The organism is Hydrogenovibrio sp. 3SP14C1 (genome assembly GCF_029625905.1).
Lineage (GTDB): Bacteria > Pseudomonadota > Gammaproteobacteria > Thiomicrospirales > Thiomicrospiraceae > Hydrogenovibrio.
The window spans coordinates 39,307-55,387 of sequence record NZ_JARTLM010000009.1; the positions used below are offsets into that span (position 1 = coordinate 39,307).

Annotated in this window: 17 protein-coding genes; all 17 read left to right on the forward strand. The window is 42.3% G+C overall.

Annotated features, from left to right (window positions below):
* Positions 1–46 precede the first annotated feature (46 nt).
* The 17 genes from P8629_RS08705 (at position 47) to P8629_RS08785 (ending at position 16,079) form a co-directional block, all read left to right on the forward strand.
* Positions 47–538: a SoxR reducing system RseC family protein gene (locus P8629_RS08705; protein WP_278165741.1), complete on the forward strand. Its 492-nt coding sequence runs from the start codon at positions 47–49 to the stop codon at positions 536–538.
* Positions 539–548: 10 nt separating this feature from the next.
* A complete protein-coding gene (locus P8629_RS08710) occupies positions 549–1,958 on the forward strand; it encodes a DegQ family serine endoprotease (protein WP_278165742.1) in 1,410 nt (469 codons plus the stop codon).
* Positions 1,959–2,160: 202 nt separating this feature from the next.
* Positions 2,161–3,966 (forward strand): translation elongation factor 4, encoded by a 1,806-nt coding sequence (gene lepA / locus P8629_RS08715; RefSeq protein ID WP_278165743.1) that lies wholly within the window; start codon positions 2,161–2,163, stop codon positions 3,964–3,966.
* Between the two features lie 12 nt (positions 3,967–3,978).
* On the forward strand, positions 3,979–4,746 hold the full coding sequence (lepB, locus tag P8629_RS08720; RefSeq protein ID WP_278165744.1) for a signal peptidase I: 768 nt from the start codon (positions 3,979–3,981) through the stop codon (positions 4,744–4,746).
* A 1-nt stretch (position 4,747) separates the two neighbouring features.
* Positions 4,748–5,446 carry a ribonuclease III gene (rnc, locus tag P8629_RS08725; protein WP_278165745.1) on the forward strand — a complete coding sequence of 233 codons (699 nt, stop codon included), beginning with the start codon at positions 4,748–4,750 and terminating at the stop codon, positions 5,444–5,446.
* Positions 5,439–6,386 carry a GTPase Era gene (gene era / locus P8629_RS08730; RefSeq protein ID WP_278165746.1) on the forward strand — a complete coding sequence of 316 codons (948 nt, stop codon included), beginning with the start codon at positions 5,439–5,441 and terminating at the stop codon, positions 6,384–6,386. Before rnc ends, era begins: the two co-directional genes overlap by 8 nt.
* A gap of 31 nt (positions 6,387–6,417) precedes the next feature.
* Positions 6,418–7,161 carry a DNA repair protein RecO gene (recO, locus tag P8629_RS08735; protein ID WP_278165747.1) on the forward strand — a complete coding sequence of 248 codons (744 nt, stop codon included), beginning with the start codon at positions 6,418–6,420 and terminating at the stop codon, positions 7,159–7,161.
* Between the two features lie 44 nt (positions 7,162–7,205).
* The gene (gene pdxJ / locus P8629_RS08740) at positions 7,206–7,952 is read left to right on the forward strand and encodes a pyridoxine 5'-phosphate synthase (protein ID WP_278165748.1); all 747 of its coding nucleotides are present in this window, start codon (positions 7,206–7,208) and stop codon (positions 7,950–7,952) included.
* A 4-nt stretch (positions 7,953–7,956) separates the two neighbouring features.
* Positions 7,957–8,340: a holo-ACP synthase gene (acpS, locus tag P8629_RS08745; protein WP_278165749.1), complete on the forward strand. Its 384-nt coding sequence runs from the start codon at positions 7,957–7,959 to the stop codon at positions 8,338–8,340.
* 85 nt (positions 8,341–8,425) lie between these two features.
* Positions 8,426–8,872: a flagellar biosynthetic protein FliO gene (fliO, locus tag P8629_RS08750; protein WP_278165750.1), complete on the forward strand. Its 447-nt coding sequence runs from the start codon at positions 8,426–8,428 to the stop codon at positions 8,870–8,872.
* A 12-nt stretch (positions 8,873–8,884) separates the two neighbouring features.
* Positions 8,885–9,643 (forward strand): flagellar type III secretion system pore protein FliP, encoded by a 759-nt coding sequence (gene fliP, locus P8629_RS08755; protein ID WP_278165845.1) that lies wholly within the window; start codon positions 8,885–8,887, stop codon positions 9,641–9,643.
* Positions 9,643–9,912: a flagellar biosynthesis protein FliQ gene (gene fliQ, locus P8629_RS08760; protein WP_278165751.1), complete on the forward strand. Its 270-nt coding sequence runs from the start codon at positions 9,643–9,645 to the stop codon at positions 9,910–9,912. The genes fliP and fliQ overlap by 1 nt, the downstream gene beginning before the upstream one ends.
* A 44-nt stretch (positions 9,913–9,956) precedes the next feature.
* Positions 9,957–10,733 carry a flagellar biosynthetic protein FliR gene (gene fliR, locus P8629_RS08765; RefSeq protein WP_278165752.1) on the forward strand — a complete coding sequence of 259 codons (777 nt, stop codon included), beginning with the start codon at positions 9,957–9,959 and terminating at the stop codon, positions 10,731–10,733.
* Positions 10,734–10,776: 43 nt separating this feature from the next.
* A complete protein-coding gene (gene flhB, locus P8629_RS08770) occupies positions 10,777–11,922 on the forward strand; it encodes a flagellar biosynthesis protein FlhB (protein ID WP_278165753.1) in 1,146 nt (381 codons plus the stop codon).
* 13 nt (positions 11,923–11,935) lie between these two features.
* Positions 11,936–14,029, forward strand: coding sequence for a flagellar biosynthesis protein FlhA (gene flhA, locus P8629_RS08775; protein ID WP_278165754.1), 2,094 nt, complete (start codon positions 11,936–11,938; stop codon positions 14,027–14,029).
* On the forward strand, positions 14,030–15,196 hold the full coding sequence (gene flhF / locus P8629_RS08780; RefSeq protein WP_278165755.1) for a flagellar biosynthesis protein FlhF: 1,167 nt from the start codon (positions 14,030–14,032) through the stop codon (positions 15,194–15,196).
* On the forward strand, positions 15,186–16,079 hold the full coding sequence (locus P8629_RS08785; protein ID WP_278165756.1) for a MinD/ParA family protein: 894 nt from the start codon (positions 15,186–15,188) through the stop codon (positions 16,077–16,079). Before flhF ends, P8629_RS08785 begins: the two co-directional genes overlap by 11 nt.
* The last annotated feature ends 2 nt before the right edge of the window (positions 16,080–16,081 follow it).

Below are 16,081 nucleotides of genomic sequence, written 5' to 3' on the forward strand. Positions count from 1 at the left end.
AATGTTACCATAATCTTAATACTAAAAGGGACGGGGTTGCTGAAAGATGGAAGGTCACGACTTGTTAAAAACCGAATCGGTTTCCGATGAGGGAGAACTGCTTGCTCAAGGGCGAGTGGAAAAGGTAGAAAAAGGCATGGCCTATGTTTCAACTAAACGTGAAACAGGGTGTAGCGGTTGTCAAACCCAAAAAGGGTGCGGCACCTCGGTATTGGCGCAATTGTTCTCGCCTAAATCAACAACGCCTATTCAAGTGGTTAACGACCTTGGCGCGAAAGAGGGGGATGAGGTCATTCTCTCAATGGATGAGTCACATTTAATTAAACATTCCTTAATGGGGTATGGCGTACCATTATTAGGACTGTTTATAGGTGCAATCTTGTTTCAGGTCGCTTTGACGTCTCTCTTTCAAATGCCTTCGAAAGATGGGGGGGCTTTGCTTGGTGGCTTGATCGGATTGTTTCTGGGTTGGAGAGTGACAAAAAAATATTATCGACCTCAGTTACCTGTTTTAAAAAAAATAATGCAATCTTCGTAAAGGAGACAAAATGAAAATACAATTAAAATCCCTGTATGGTGCTTTGATGGCTCTGGTGTTGGCAGTGAGTTTTTCGTCTGCACAAGCTGCCGGACCGACAATTTCATTACCGGACTTTTCGCAACTGGCGTCTGAAAATAGTCCTATGGTTGTTAATATCAGCACGACGAAAAAAATTGAGAGACCTGAACACCCTCAACTGAAAGGGGTGCCTGATGAGATGTTACGTTACTTTTTTGGAATTCCTGAAGGGCAAAATCCAAGAGGTGGACATCAAGAGCAAGTGAGTTCTCTGGGGTCAGGATTCATTATTTCAGCAGACGGATATATCATTACCAACCATCATGTTGTTGCTGATGCGGATGATATTGTGGTGAAGTTAAGTAACCGAAGAGAGCTTAAGGCAAAAATCATTGGGTCGGATGAGCGCTCTGATATTGCTTTGATTAAGGTGGATGCTAAAAATCTTCCGGTTGCTAAGATTGGCACGTCTAAAGATTTGAAAGTTGGGCAATGGGTTATGGCGATTGGGGAACCTTTCGGGTTGGATTACACGGTTACTCATGGCATTATCAGTGCTTTGGGACGCTCTTTACCTGATGATACTTATGTGCCTTTCATTCAGACCGATGTCGCTATTAACCCTGGAAACTCGGGCGGTCCCTTGTTGAATACCAGCGGGGAAGTGGTTGGTGTTAACGCACAGATTTATAGTAACAGTGGTGGCTCAATGGGACTTTCTTTTTCGATTCCGATTGATATTGCGATGGATGTGGCGCAACAGCTTAAAGCTAACGGGCATGTCGAACGCGGCTATTTAGGGGTCGGGGTACAGGAAGTGTCCGGCGACTTGGCAAAATCATTTGATATGAAAAGACCTATGGGGGCGTTAGTCACTTCAACAGAGAAAAATTCAGCCGCCAGCGAGGCCGGTATTCAGCCTGGTGATATTATTATCGAATTTGCTGGCCGGACGATTCAGAAATCAGCGGACTTACCGCCGATTGTTGGGAACTCTTCTGTCGGAGAACCTATTGAAGTTAAAATTTTAAGAAATGGTGACTACAAAACGCTGACGGTTAAATTGAAATCGTTGGGTGATATGAATGTGGCGGCTTCAGGAGCTGACGCGGAAAATACAACCCTAGGCGTGATGATGAAAGAGATTGACCCGAAGGTGCTTGATAAGTTGAATTTGCCTTTTGGTGTTGGAATCTCTAAAGTCAAGCGAGGTAGCGCGGCAGATCAAGCAGGTATTTTGCCGGGAGATATTTTGGTGACAATTAACTTCAAGCCCATTAAGTCGGTTGCTGCATTGAATAAGATTGTTGCAACAGCACCTAAAGGCCGTTCTCTTCCTGTAAGAGTGGTCAGAGGGAATCGATCTGTGTTCCTTCCTCTGGTGTTAAAGCAATCATGATGAGGTTTGAGGCAACTAAATCTTATAAACAAGTGAGATTTATAACAATTTAGCGTAAAATACGCGGATATTTGTTATCAAACGATTCATTCATGTTTTTGATGCGAAGGGTGTCTAGCTTAAAAGAACTAGACACCCTTTTTTGTAAGTTTTTTTAAGTTTATTTTAATGAATCGACTACTGTTTAAAAATTGAGGCATAGATGTCAAACCAGCTTGAACATATTCGTAACTTTTCAATTATTGCTCATATCGACCATGGTAAATCGACTATCGCAGATCGGTTTATCCATTTGTGTGGCGGTTTAACAGATCGCGAAATGGCAGCTCAGGTATTAGATTCAATGGATTTGGAGCGTGAGCGCGGGATTACCATTAAGGCACAAAGTGTGACATTGAAGTATTTGTCGGATGATGGCAAGACGTATCAATTGAATTTTATCGACACACCTGGGCATGTTGATTTTTCTTATGAGGTTTCTCGTTCTCTGGCCGCTTGTGAAGGCGCTCTGCTGGTGGTGGATGCTTCTCAAGGGGTAGAAGCCCAAACGGTTGCAAACTGTTATACCGCGATTGAGCAAGGCTTGGAAGTATTGCCCGTACTCAATAAAATTGATTTACCTGCTGCAGAACCTGAACGCGTGGTGGATGAAATTGAAGAGATTATTGGTATTGAAGCACACGATGCAGTGCAAGCCAGTGCCAAGTCAGGTATTGGAATTAAAGAAACCTTAGAAGAGATTGTTCGTAAAATTCCTGCGCCAGAAGGGGACTTGGATGCGCCGTTAAAGGCTCTGATTATCGATTCGTGGTTTGATAATTATTTAGGGGTGGTTTCTTTGGTTCGGGTCATTGACGGCAAGATCCGTAAAAAAACCAAAATGAAAATCATGTCCACGAAAGAAGAATATGCCGTTGATGAAGTGGGGATTTTTACGCCTAAGCGAACGCCACAAGAGTCATTGTCGGCAGGTGAAGTTGGATATGTCATTGCAGGAATTAAAGATATTGACGGGGCCCCGGTCGGGGATACGATTACCATTTCCGGTAATGAATCTGCTCCTTTACCAGGGTTTAAACCGGTTAAACCTCGAGTGTTTGCCGGTTTGTTTCCAATCAGTTCAGAAGATTTTGAAGACTTAAGAGAAGCGCTCCGTAAGTTACGCTTGAATGATGCGGCGTTACATTTTGAGCCAGAAAGTTCTGATGCACTTGGGTTTGGTTTTCGTTGTGGCTTCCTTGGAATGCTGCACATGGAGATTATTCAGGAACGACTGGAACGCGAGTATAATCTGGATCTGATTACGACAGCGCCAACGGTTGTTTATGAAGTTTTGACGAAAAAAGGTGAGTTATTAAACATCGATAACCCTTCAAGTCTGCCTGACCCGAGTTTGATTGATGAAATTCGTGAACCTATTATTCAAGCTAATATTTTGGTGCCAAATGAGTTTGTTGGTGCAGTCATGAAGCTATGTTTAGAAAAACGTGGTGTTCAAAAAGATATGCAGTATGTCGGTAATCAAGTGTCTATTCATTACGAGCTACCTTTGAATGAAGTGGTGTTGGACTTTTTTGATCGGTTGAAGTCGACCAGTCGTGGTTATGCTTCAATGGAATATGACTTTAAACGTTTCCAATCAGATGATCTTGTTAAGTTGGAATTTTTGATAAACAATGAGCCTGTTGATGCCTTAGCGATTATTGTCCATAAAACAACAGCGGTACAAAGAGGTAAAGTGTTAATCGAGAAGCTTAGAAAGATTATCCCACGTCAAATGTTTGATGTTGCGATACAGGCTGCGATTGGTGCTAAAATTGTCGGCAGAACAAATGTAAAAGCGTTGCGTAAGAATGTAACAGCCAAATGTTACGGGGGCGATGTCTCGCGTAAGAAAAAACTATTGCAGAAGCAAAAAGAGGGTAAAAAACGTATGAAATCCATTGGGAGTGTCGAGCTACCACAGGAAGCGTTTTTAGCTGTGTTAAATACTTCAGAAGAAGATTAAGAGAAGATCCCAATGAGTTTTGAGTTAATTTTAGTCATTATCACGGCCATCACAGGTGTTGTTGTGTATGTAGATCGAACTGTTTGGCGCCCAAAAAGAGAGCGATCAGTCACGACAGAGAAAGAACCGATTTTGATCGAGTATTCTCGTTCTTTATTTCCGGTATTCTTGGTTGTACTGGTACTTCGCTCTTTTGTGATTGAGCCTTTTAGAATCCCATCGGGTTCCATGTATCCAACATTGGAAATTGGGGATTTCATCGTCGTGAATAAGTTTGCTTATGGGGTTAAGTTGCCTGTGACACAGACAAAGATCTTACCGATAGGAGAGCCAAAGCGAGGGGATGTAGTGGTGTTTAAATACCCTAAAGATCCTGATGTAGATTACATTAAAAGAGTCGTTGGTTTACCTGGTGATGAGATTACTTATATTGGTAGAACGGTTTTCATTAATGGCAAACCAGCCAAACAAACTTTCTTGGGAGAATATGAGGGCGAAGGCTCTGGCAAGGTAATGAATGGCGCTTCTCTGATGCAAGAAAACTTAGGAGATGCCTCGCATCTAGTGCTTTCTGATCGAGAGAAAAATAGCCAAGACATGAATACAGTTGTCGTACCAGAAGGTCATTATTTCATGATGGGCGATAACCGAGATCATAGTAATGACAGTCGTTTCTGGGGATTCGTACCTGAAAAAAATCTCAAAGGGAAAGCCTTTGGTATTTGGATGAATTGGGACGATGGTGTCCAGTTTGACCGCATTGGCAAGGGAATCGAATAAGATGTCTGAAGTTGAAAAACAGGCGAAGCTGAATCGACTTTCTAAAGCTTTAGGATATCAATACAATGATATTGAATTCCTAAAAAGAGCTTTGACTCATCGTAGTATGGGAGCGAAGAATAATGAAAGACTGGAATTTTTAGGTGATAGCCTTGTTAACTTTATGATTGCGGATGCTTTGTTTCATCAGTTTTATAAAATTTCTGAAGGCGATTTGAGTCGTATTCGAGCCTTTTTAGTCAAAGGCGAAACGTTGGCTAAAATTGGTAAAGAATATCAGTTATCTGATTATCTGATGCTTGGGCCAGGCGAATTGAAAAGCGGTGGTTATCGCCGTGAATCGATTATTGCAGATACCGTGGAAGCAATAATCGCTTCGGTTTATGAAGATGGTGGATTAGATGCCTGCCGTGCTTTTGTGATGCGGCTTTATAATGATCGCTTAAAGGTGCTGGATCCATCAAAGATTGGAAAAGACCCGAAAACACGTCTACAAGAGTTTTTGCAATCCAATCGAGAGCAGTTACCCGAATATAGCGTTATGACGGTTAACGGCCCAGCCCATGCGCAGGAATTTACCGTTTCTTGTTATGTTGCAAAATTAAATAGAAAATTTGAAGCCACCGCGACGAATCGCCGAAAAGCGGAACAAGTAGCGGCGCAGGAAGCATTGGATATCTTGGAGAATGATAATGACTGAAGCAAGTGAAACTCCAGAAGAAGCATCTGTGAATAATCCCCCTTATCATGCTGGGTTTGTTGCAGTCATTGGGCGTCCAAACGTGGGTAAATCAACTATTATGAATGGCTTGCTGGGGCAGAAGTTGAGTATTACCTCACCCAAACCACAAACCACGCGTCATAGAATTCACGGTATTCATACTACAGAGCATTTTCAAATAGTATTTGTCGATACCCCGGGGATGCATTTAGGGGCATCGAAATCGATTAACCGTTATATGAATAGGGCTGCCAACAGCGCTTTTGGTGATGTTGATGTGGTTTTGTTTGTTGTCGAAGCGGGGCGTTGGTCAAAAGAAGATCAAGCTGTGGCTGATAAGTGTCAAAACTTAGATGTGCCGGTGATTGTACTGGTTAACAAAATTGATAAATTCAAAAAGAAAGAAGAGCTGTTTCCTTTTTTACAAAAAGTTGGAGAGAAAGTTCCTTTCGAAGCTTTGATTCCTATTTCGGCCTATACTAAATCTGGGTTTGATGTTATTGAAACTGAGATTCTAAAACATATTCCTGAGCAGCCAGCGATTTTTCCTGAAGACTATATTACTGACCGATCGAGCCGTTTTCTCGCATCAGAAATAGTGCGTGAAAAGTTGATGCGAACTTTAGGGGATGAAGTACCTTATGGCGCAACGGTGGAAATCGAACAGTTTACGTTTGATAAGGAAGAGGAACGCTGGCATATCAATGCGTTGATTTTGGTAGAAAGATCAGGGCAAAAACAAATTGTGATTGGGAAAAAAGGTGAACAAATCAAGCAGATGGGGATTCAAGCTAGAAAGGATCTTATGAATTTGTTAGATAGTCGAGTGCACCTTGAATTGTGGGTCAAGGTTAAAGAGAACTGGTCAGATGATGAACGAGCGTTGGCAAGTTTAGGGTATACCGAAGATCATCGTTAACGTTATCGAGTCCTGTACTGAGTAGGAGAGCGTGTTGGCGACAGATATCGAGCAACAGGCGTTTGTATTACATCGTCGTTCTTATCGCGAAACGAGTTTATTGGTGACGTTTTTCACCCCAGATTTTGGTAAACAGAATGCGGTGGTTAAAGGCGTGCGCTCCAGTAGCAAAACAGCCCAGGTAAAACAGGCTTGGTTACAACCTTTTCAGGGGGTTAATATCAGCTGGCGCGATAATGTCAATCGCCAATCGGACTTGGTTTCTTTAAGGCAGTTAGAACCCAGTCATATTCGCTTTCCTTTAGGCGGTGAAAGCAGTATTTGTGGGTTATATTTGAATGAATTACTGTATCGACTGCTTTACCCTTCTTTGGAAGTGAGTCAGTTGTTTACGGAATACCAGCAAGCACTTTATGACTTAGCGATTGCAGAAAATCGTAATCAACAAGCTTGGGTCTTAAGAAAGTTCGAGTTCGCTTTATTGTCAGAATTGGGATATGCCTTTCAAACGGAAGTGGATTATTATCAGCAACCGATTCAAGCCGACAAAAAATATCTTTTTCACATAGAATTAGGCCTTTTCCCAGAACCTTTTTCTCAAATCTCGCTGGATCAAAATCAAGGCATTGTTGTTTCGGGTCAATGCCTGTTGCTGTTCGCACAAAAAACGTATTGTGAATCATGTTTGACTGAATGGAAGCGGTTATTTCGATATGTTCTCATGCCATACTTAGGTCATAAGCCTATTCAGACCCGATCATTGTTTCAATCATAACGTAATAAACCAGAGTGTTTATTCATCAGTACGAAGGAAAAACTATGAATCCTATTTTTTTAGGTTTAAATATTGATCATGTTGCTACATTGCGTCAAGCGAGAGGGACTCGATATCCTGATCCGATCAAAGCAGCCTTAGATGCCGAAATGGCCGGTGCCGACAGTATTACATTGCATTTGCGTGAAGATCGTCGTCATATTCAGGATGCAGATGTTTATCGTTTGTCAGAGTCACGTCAGACAAAAGTAAATCTGGAGATGGCAGCAACGCAGGAAATGTTGGAAATTGCTTTGAAATGCCAGCCTGAAGATGTTTGTTTGGTTCCTGAGAAACGTGAAGAATTAACCACAGAAGGCGGGCTGGATGTCGCTTCGCAAAAGGCGTGGTTGACCGGTTATTGTGCTCAGTTAGCTGAGAATAAGACGCGTGTCTCATTGTTTATTGATGCCGATGATGCTCAAATCCATGCGGCTAAAGAAGTGGGCGCACCTGTGATTGAAATTCACACCGGCACCTATGCGGAGTTAACCGATCCTGCTGACATAAATAAGGAACTAGATCGTATTCGAAAAGCAACCGATTTGGCGGTTTCGCTTGGGTTAACAGTCAATGCAGGACATGGATTGCACTACCATAATGTGCAAGCGATTGCGGCGATTAAGGAAATTGAAGAATTGAATATCGGACACGCGATTATTGCACAAGCTATTTTCTCAGGCTTGCCAGGAGCGGTTTCAGAGATGAAACGCTTGATGATTGAAGCCCGTCAGCAGGCATATTTAGGATAATATTGTGATTGTCGGTATCGGAACAGACCTCGTTGAAATTGCCAGAATCTCTGCATTGATGGCTAAAAGAAAAGAAGCGTTCATAAAGCGTATCTTGGCGCCACAAGAGTTGAAGAGGTTTGAGAAACATGCACAGCCTGAAAAGTTTCTGGCTAAGCGTTGGGCAGCAAAAGAAGCGATTTCAAAAGCGCTGGGAACAGGGTTTACTCAAGGGGTTTGTTTTACCGATATGATAATTGGTCATACAAATCATGGCCAACCACTCATTGAATTGACTGGAAAAACCGCTGAAATTGCTCAGCAACTCGGGATTGATCATTGGTCGATTAGCATCAGTGATGAAGTTCATTACGCCATTGCTTTTGTGATTGCAGAAAAAAGTGTTTAACCCTTGTCAAAAAAGGCTTTTCGCCTGAAGTGATGCTTAGTGAAAATTCTTACACTTTAAAGCGTTATCCATTACAATTGATGTCATGAAAAATTTACATCATAAAATCACCCAGGCCTGGTTGTTTTTTGCTCTTTTAGGAGCGAATTTCTCTGTTTTTTCAGCAACCTCTGAAACGCAATCCCTTTCTCCATCTCTTGAACCGAGTAATTATATTACTCAGATTTCTCTCTCTCTTATTTTTATTCTGTTGATTATTTTTGCTGCAGCATGGCTTTTAAAGCGTTTTGGCAGAATTAATGGTCTGGCAGGGGCTCAAATGAAAGTGTTGGGCGTGATGAGCTTAGGTCAAAGGGAGCGGGTTGTATTGATGGAAGTTGGGAAGAAACAACTTTTAATTGGTGTCACTGCGAGCCGTGTTTCATTATTACATGAGCTAGAAGAGCCGGTTGAAATTGAAGAATCACAGCCTGTCGGAAATGCTTTTGCGAAGCGTCTACAGGAAGCACTGAATAAAAAAGAAAGTTCTTAGAGCATGAAATCAATGAAAAAATACGTTCGCCCAATGTTTGGAATTGCCCTTTTGTTTTTCCCTATTATGGCGTTCTCCGAACCAGGTATTCCTGCCTTCACGGTAGAGACGGATGCTGCAGGTAATCAAGACTATACATTAACGATGCAAATTTTGCTGTTGATGACGGGGTTGACGTTATTGCCAGCGGCTTTGATTGCCATGACATCTTTTTTGCGAATTGTCGTGGTGCTTGCCCTGTTGCGCCAAGCTTTAGGAACCCAGCAAACGCCCTCTAATCAGATATTAGTTGGTTTGGCCTTATTTTTGACTTTATTCATTATGTCGCCAGTGTTAGATAAAATTTATGATGATGCAGTCAGCCCTTATTTAGAGGAACAGGTTAAGTTTAAAGAAGCCATCGACATTGCGAAAGTGCCTGTTCACCAGTTTATGATTCAACAAACACGATCAGATGATTTAGGGATGTTTGCCGAAATGGCAGATATTCAGTTAACTGACCCTGAATCGGTTCCTTTTAAAGTCTTGATTCCAGCTTATATGACCAGTGAGCTGAAAACGGCTTTTCAGATTGGGTTTATGATTTTTATTCCATTTTTGATTATTGATTTAGTGGTGGCAACCTTGCTGATGTCCATGGGGATGATGATGTTGTCACCCATGATTATCTCTTTGCCATTTAAAATTATGTTGTTTGTACTGATTGATGGTTGGGCCCTGATTATGGGAACGCTCGCTAACAGTTTTGTGGTAGCCGGAGGAAGTATCTGATGACACCAGAATTTGTATTGACGATTGGTCAGAAGATGTTAGAAGTCGTGGCCATGTTGGCTGCACCGTTACTCCTGCCTGCTTTAGCGGTTGGGTTATTGGTGGGGATGTTTCAGGCCGCCACGCAAATTAACGAAATGACCTTGAGTTTTATTCCAAAAGTTGCCATTGTTGGGTTCGTTTTAGTCGTAGCGGGTCCTTGGATGCTCACGACATTGGTCTCTTTTTCGCGAGAATTGATTGAAAACATTCCAGCTTTCATTGGTTAAATCCTATTTAAGTATTGGTAAGACTTTATTGACGGACGGCGTTCATGAGCTTTAGTTATACGGAGTTTCTGCAATTGATGGGGCTTTATTTTTGGCCCTTTATCCGTATTAGCGGCATGTTATTAATGGTTCCGATTTTATCGGGAAGTTATGTGCCGATGAATGTTCGTTTATTAGTAGCTGTTTTTATTACGCTTGCAATTGCGCCTTCATTGGCTTTGCCACCACCAGTTGACCCTTTTACTTGGCACGGCATTTTGTTGATTGTTCAACAGTTAGGGATTGGTGTTGCGATCGGGCTGATCTTTGCAGTGGTTTTCCAGGCATTTGTTATCGCAGGGCATCTGGCATCTATGTCAATGGGGTTAGCAATGGCGAGTATGGTTGACCCGGCAACAGGGGTTAATACGCCGATTATTGGGCGTTATTTTGCGATTATAGCGACCTTGTTGTTTTTGCTGATGAACGGTCATATTTTGGTTTTTAAAGCGGTATTACAAAGTTTTGAAACGTTACCTATTGGGTTGCACTTTTTTACGCAAGACAGTTTAAAACTGATTTATGGATTTGGAAGTCAGATGTTTGAATCAGGCGTGATGGTTGCTTTACCCTTGGTTACAGCCTTGCTTTTGGTTAATATTGCGTTCGGGATCGTTGCGAGAGCGGCACCGGCATTGAATATTTTTGCAGTAGGTTTCCCAGTTACTTTGCTGGTTGGGTTGATTATGTTGATATTTATCACGCCTTTACTCTATCCAAACTTACAGATTTTAATGAGAGCAGCATTTGAGCTGTTAGCGCAGCTGAAATTAAATTCCTGAATGGATTTTTAGGCACTTAGACTCAAATTAGGTTTTCTAGAGTATGGCTGAAAACGAAGACGGTACAGAAAAATCCGAAGAACCCACCGAGAAAAAGCTCCGAGAAGCTCGTGAAAAAGGGCAGGTGCCTCGCTCTAAAGAGTTGACAACGCTTTTGATGACATTGGGCGCGGCGGTTTTTTTATTTTTTTTCGGCGCACAAATGCTTCAGGATTTTGAAGTTATTTTTATTAAAGGCTTAAGTTTTGATCGTTCTCATGCTTTTGATTTTCAGATGGCGAGCAACCTTATTTTAGGCTTGATCGTACAATCGATTTATATGATTGTGCCGTTTCTGCTGCTGATGGTGTTGATTGCAATTGTTTCGCCAATGTTATTAGGCGGGTGGAATTTCAGTACGCAGGCTCTGGCGCCAAAAATCAGTAAACTCAACCCGGTTAGCGGCATTAAGAAAATGTTTTCTATGAATGCGCTAATGGAGTTGTTTAAAGCATTTGCAAAGTTCACGTTGGTGTCTGTCGTGGCTGGATTTTTTTTATGGCACTCCTATGAAGAAATTATCAGTATTGGGATCGAGCCTCCTAAGCAAGGTTTAGCGCATGCAGGCCAGTTGATTATTGAGGCCTTTATCTTTATCAGTCTGTCTTTGATTGTGATTGCTGCGATTGATGTGCCTTTTCAGGTTCATCAGCACATTAAACAGCTTAAGATGACAAAACAGGAAGTTAAAGAAGAGCATAAACAACAAGAGGGGAGCCCTGAGGTTAAAGGACGTATTCGACAGCTTCAAAGGGAGATGTCTCAAAAACGGATGATGCAAAAAGTGCCCGAAGCGGATGTGGTAATCACCAACCCGACACATTTTGCTGTGGCTTTGAAATATGCACCAGATGAAATGGCCGAACCGATGGTTTTAGCCTTGGGATCAGATTTTATGGCGGCTCAAATTAGAACACTGGCAAAAGAGCATAATATTCCGTTGATAGAAGCTCCCCCTCTAGCGCGTGCTTTATACTATAATGCGGAAGTTGATCGTCCAATTCCCTATGAATTGTTTAGAGCTGTGGCTGCGATATTGGCTTATGTTTATCAGTTACGAGATGGTCAAAGAACAGAACGCGTTGATTTTGAGAATCTACCTATTCCAGAGGAGATGAAGACAGATGCAACACCGAGCGAAAGTGAATAAAAGCTGAGTTTGAATGGATTTTAATCAGATACTAAATCAAATAAAAATATATTTCCAAAATGGTTTAGGGATTCCTATTGCTGTTTTAGCGTTGTTGGCAATGGTAGTTGTACCATTACCTCCGTTTTTGCTTGATGTCTTTTTTACTTTTAATATCGCACTCTCTCTCGTTGTTTTGATGGTCACTTTGTATGCCAAACGACCGTTAGATTTCGCTGTTTTCCCTACTATTATCTTATTGGCCACCTTATTCAGGCTGGCATTGAATATCGCATCCACTCGCGTTATTTTACTAGAAGGTCATAACGGACCCAGTGCAGCGGGGAACGTCATTGAAGCCTTTGGTGAGTTTGTTATTGGCGGGAACTTCGCAGTCGGTTTGGTGGTGTTTGCGATTCTTGTCGTTATTAACTTTGTGGTTATTACTAAAGGGGCGGGGCGCGTTGCCGAAGTCAGTGCCCGATTTACATTGGACTCAATGCCTGGGAAGCAAATGGCAATTGATGCCGATCTTAATGCGGGATTAATTACCCAGGAAGAAGCCCAAATCCGACGAATTGAAGTGACCTCAGAAGCAGATTTTTATGGCTCAATGGACGGTGCCAGTAAGTTTGTAAGAGGGGATGCGGTTGCTGGGATTGTGATCTTATTTATCAACTTGATTGGTGGGTTCGCAATTGGGATGGGGCAGCATGATATGACCTTTTCCAGTGCTATTGAAGTGTATACCTTATTAACACTTGGGGATGGTTTGGTTGCCCAAATCCCTTCTCTACTTCTATCAACCGCCACTGCCATTATTGTGACACGTGTGTCAGGCGACAAAGAAGATATGACACAACAGGTGCAAACGCAAATGTTTGCAAACCCAAAGGCGTTGGGGATGACTGCTGGGATCGTTGCGGTGTTTGGTGTGATTCCAGGGATGCCAAACTTGGCATTTTTATCATTTGCTGCAATAGCGGGCGCAGGTGCTTACTTTATTCATAAAAAACAACAGGAGGCACCGCCACTTGAGTCTGTTGCAACAGAAGAATCTGAGGACGAAGAAACCACTGCGCCAGAGTTAAGCTGGGATGATGTTCAGTCCGTTGATGTCTTAGGGTTGGAAGTTGGTTACCGTTTAATTCCAATGGTAGATCAAGCACAAAATGGTCAACTGCTTGAGCGTGTGAAAGGCGTGCGTCGTAAAGTATCCCAAGAGCTTGGATTTTTAGTCCCCCCTGTGCATATTCGCGATAATTTGGATTTAAAACCTAATCAATATAAAATCATGTTGATGGGGGTTGATTCGGGAGAAGGGGAGGTCTTTTCTGATAAAGAACTGGCGATTAATCCTGGGCAGGTATTTGGTGAAGTGGCAGGAACGCCTACCAAAGACCCAACATTTGGACTGGATGCAGTTTGGATTGCACCTTCTGATCGAGAGCAGGCACAAGCACTTGGCTATACTGTTGTTGATTCTAGTACCGTCGTTGCAACCCATATCAGCCAGGTGATTCAAGATTATGCTTCTGAATTGCTAGGGTATGATGAGGCGCAGAAGTTACTTGATAAGTTAAAACAGAATTCTCCTAAACTGGTTGATGAATTAGTACCGGATCGTATGTCTTTAGCCGTGGTTGTGAAAGTGCTGCAAAATCTATTGATTGAAAAAGTGTCTATTCGAGATTTGCGTACCATTTTAGAGACATTGACTGAACGAGCCTCTTCAACTCAAGACCCGATGGAGCTGACGATGCATGTTCGTGCCGCTTTAGGCCGTTCTATTGTGCAGGGTATTGTGGGCTCGAATGATGAATTAAAAGTGATTACCTTGGAGCCAGGGTTGGAACAGTTGTTGCTACAAGCATCTCAAGGTGCACCTGAAGGGCAACTGGCCATTGAACCCGGGTTGGCGGAAAGGTTACATACGACATTAAAAGAAGAAGCGCAGAAAGTAGAAATGACGGGACAATCAGCAGTTTTATTGGTGGCACCTCAGATTCGAGCGCAGTTGGCACGATTGTTTAGATTTAGCTTGGCGAACCTACATATTCTGGCCTATTCGGAAGTGCCAGAAAATCGTCGCATTAGTGTTGTTGCCAATGTAGGGCAAGGAGGGTAGATGAAGCTGAAGAGATACCTTGCTCCGAATATGCGAAAAGCGATGGTACTGGTTCGAGACGAACTTGGCGATGATGCTGTCATTATGTCGACACGTAAAACGGATGATGGTGTTGAAGTTGTAGCGGCGATTGATCCTGAAGCACAACAGTTTAAAGAAGAAGTCCCTGCGCAAGGGCGGGTCAGTTATCAGTCACCCGAGTCTGATATGCAATATAGTGCGGCTTCAATGCAGAACAATTCTGAAATTGCCAAAATGTCCGACGAGTTGAAAGCGGTGAAACAATTGCTGGAGAATCAGCTTTCGGGATTGGCATGGAATCAGTCGGAAACGCAGGACCCTAATAAAATTCATCTTATCAAACGACTGGTGAAGCTCGGAATTGGCTGGGATCTGGCGCAGCGATTAGTTTCGGAAGTTAATGCAAATAATGACCAGGCCTGGTCAGAAATTCTGGGTTCGATTGAAGCAATGGTTCCCGTTGATGAAAAAGATATTATTGAATCTGGTGGGATTGTTGCTTTAGTAGGACCTACGGGAGTTGGAAAAACGACAACAATAGCCAAAATGGCCAGTCGCTTTGTGATGAGAAATAGTTCAAATCAGATTGCATTGGTGACCACGGATTGTTACAAAATTGGTGCGCAGGCACAATTGAAAACCTTTGCCGATATGATGGGCGTGCCTGTTCATGTTGTGAATTCAGAAGGTGAAATGTATAGCTTACTAAGCTCGCTGGCGACGAAAAAATTGATTTTGATTGATACGGCAGGCATTAGCCAAAAAGATATTTTATTGACACAGCAATTAACCAAACAAAAACCTGGGTTGAATCATATTCGCAACTACTTAGTGATGTCAGCCGCAACACAACTTAGTGTGATGAAAGATATTGTAAAATCTTTCGACCAAGTCGGTTTAAAAGGCTGTATTTTGACGAAAGTCGATGAGGCATTACAACTAGGCAATATTTTAACGGTACTGATTGAAAACCATTTGTCGTTATCTTATTTATCAGGAGGGCAAAGAGTGCCGGAAGATTTAGAGCCTGTGAAAGCAAGGGATTTACTGGATAAAGCAATGGTACTTGGGCATCAAAACCAGCATTTAAAAGAAGATGAAGCATTCCGCATGGGAATGGGGAAGGAGATTTCAGATGCTCAATGATCAAGCAGCTGGATTAAGAGCAATGCAAACCAATAACAATGGTGAATCAAAAGTGAAACCAGAGCGAAAAAGAAAACCTGTCAGAGTGATTGCGGTCGCCAGTGGTAAAGGCGGGGTTGGTAAAACTAATGTCTCAGTTAATCTGGGGGTTTCCTTAAGTAAAATGGGAAACCGTGTTTTGCTGATGGACGCTGATATGGGATTGGCGAACGTTGATATTATGCTAGGGTTGCAAACCAAGTATAATTTATCACATGTTCTTGACGGGGAAAAAACACTAAGAGAAGTCATGGTCGATGCACCCGGCGGGTTGAAAATTATTCCAGCCGCCTCGGGTGTAAAAAGAATGGCTCAATTGACCCCAATGGAAAATGCTGGAATAATTAACGCGTTTTCTGAGTTAGATGGAATTCTGGATGTTTTAATCATCGATACGGCTGCTGGGATAGCTGATAGTGTGGTCAGCTTCTGTCGTGCATCACAAGAAGTTGTTGTGGTGGTAACGGATGAACCGGCGTCGATGACCGATGCCTATGCTTTGATTAAAGTCTTAAGTCGCGAATATAAGTTAACAAACTTTAAGTTACTGGCGAATATGGCACGTTCAGAGAAGCACGGTAGAATGTTGTATGATAAATTTTCTCAAGTCTGTGAACAGTTCCTTGATGTTACAATAGACTATCTAGGAACGATTCCATTTGATCATGACTTGAGAGATGCGATTCAAAAACAGACGCCTGTTACCATCGGTAAACCAATGAGTGAATCGGCAAAAGCCTTTCGAGAAGTTGCACAAAAAATTGAGGACTGGCCTATCCCGAATGATGTCACAGGATATTTACAGTTTTTTGTTGAAAGCTTATTTCAGACTGCGTCTGAATAGAT

Excerpts from the sequence above, each read along its gene's own strand:
- P8629_RS08705 (WP_278165741.1), top strand. The coding sequence starts at position 47 with ATGGAAGGTCACGACTTGTTAAAAACCGAATCGGTTTCCGATGAGGGA.
- P8629_RS08710 (WP_278165742.1), top strand. The coding sequence starts at position 549 with ATGAAAATACAATTAAAATCCCTGTATGGTGCTTTGATGGCTCTGGTG.
- lepA (WP_278165743.1), top strand. The coding sequence starts at position 2,161 with ATGTCAAACCAGCTTGAACATATTCGTAACTTTTCAATTATTGCTCAT.
- lepB (WP_278165744.1), top strand. The coding sequence starts at position 3,979 with ATGAGTTTTGAGTTAATTTTAGTCATTATCACGGCCATCACAGGTGTT.
- rnc (WP_278165745.1), top strand. The coding sequence starts at position 4,748 with ATGTCTGAAGTTGAAAAACAGGCGAAGCTGAATCGACTTTCTAAAGCT.
- era (WP_278165746.1), top strand. The coding sequence starts at position 5,439 with ATGACTGAAGCAAGTGAAACTCCAGAAGAAGCATCTGTGAATAATCCC.
- pdxJ (WP_278165748.1), top strand. The coding sequence starts at position 7,206 with ATGAATCCTATTTTTTTAGGTTTAAATATTGATCATGTTGCTACATTG.
- fliO (WP_278165750.1), top strand. The coding sequence starts at position 8,426 with ATGAAAAATTTACATCATAAAATCACCCAGGCCTGGTTGTTTTTTGCT.
- fliP (WP_278165845.1), top strand. The coding sequence starts at position 8,885 with ATGAAAAAATACGTTCGCCCAATGTTTGGAATTGCCCTTTTGTTTTTC.
- fliQ (WP_278165751.1), top strand. The coding sequence starts at position 9,643 with ATGACACCAGAATTTGTATTGACGATTGGTCAGAAGATGTTAGAAGTC.
- fliR (WP_278165752.1), top strand. The coding sequence starts at position 9,957 with ATGAGCTTTAGTTATACGGAGTTTCTGCAATTGATGGGGCTTTATTTT.
- flhB (WP_278165753.1), top strand. The coding sequence starts at position 10,777 with ATGGCTGAAAACGAAGACGGTACAGAAAAATCCGAAGAACCCACCGAG.
- flhA (WP_278165754.1), top strand. The coding sequence starts at position 11,936 with ATGGATTTTAATCAGATACTAAATCAAATAAAAATATATTTCCAAAAT.
- flhF (WP_278165755.1), top strand. The coding sequence starts at position 14,030 with ATGAAGCTGAAGAGATACCTTGCTCCGAATATGCGAAAAGCGATGGTA.
- P8629_RS08785 (WP_278165756.1), top strand. The coding sequence starts at position 15,186 with ATGCTCAATGATCAAGCAGCTGGATTAAGAGCAATGCAAACCAATAAC.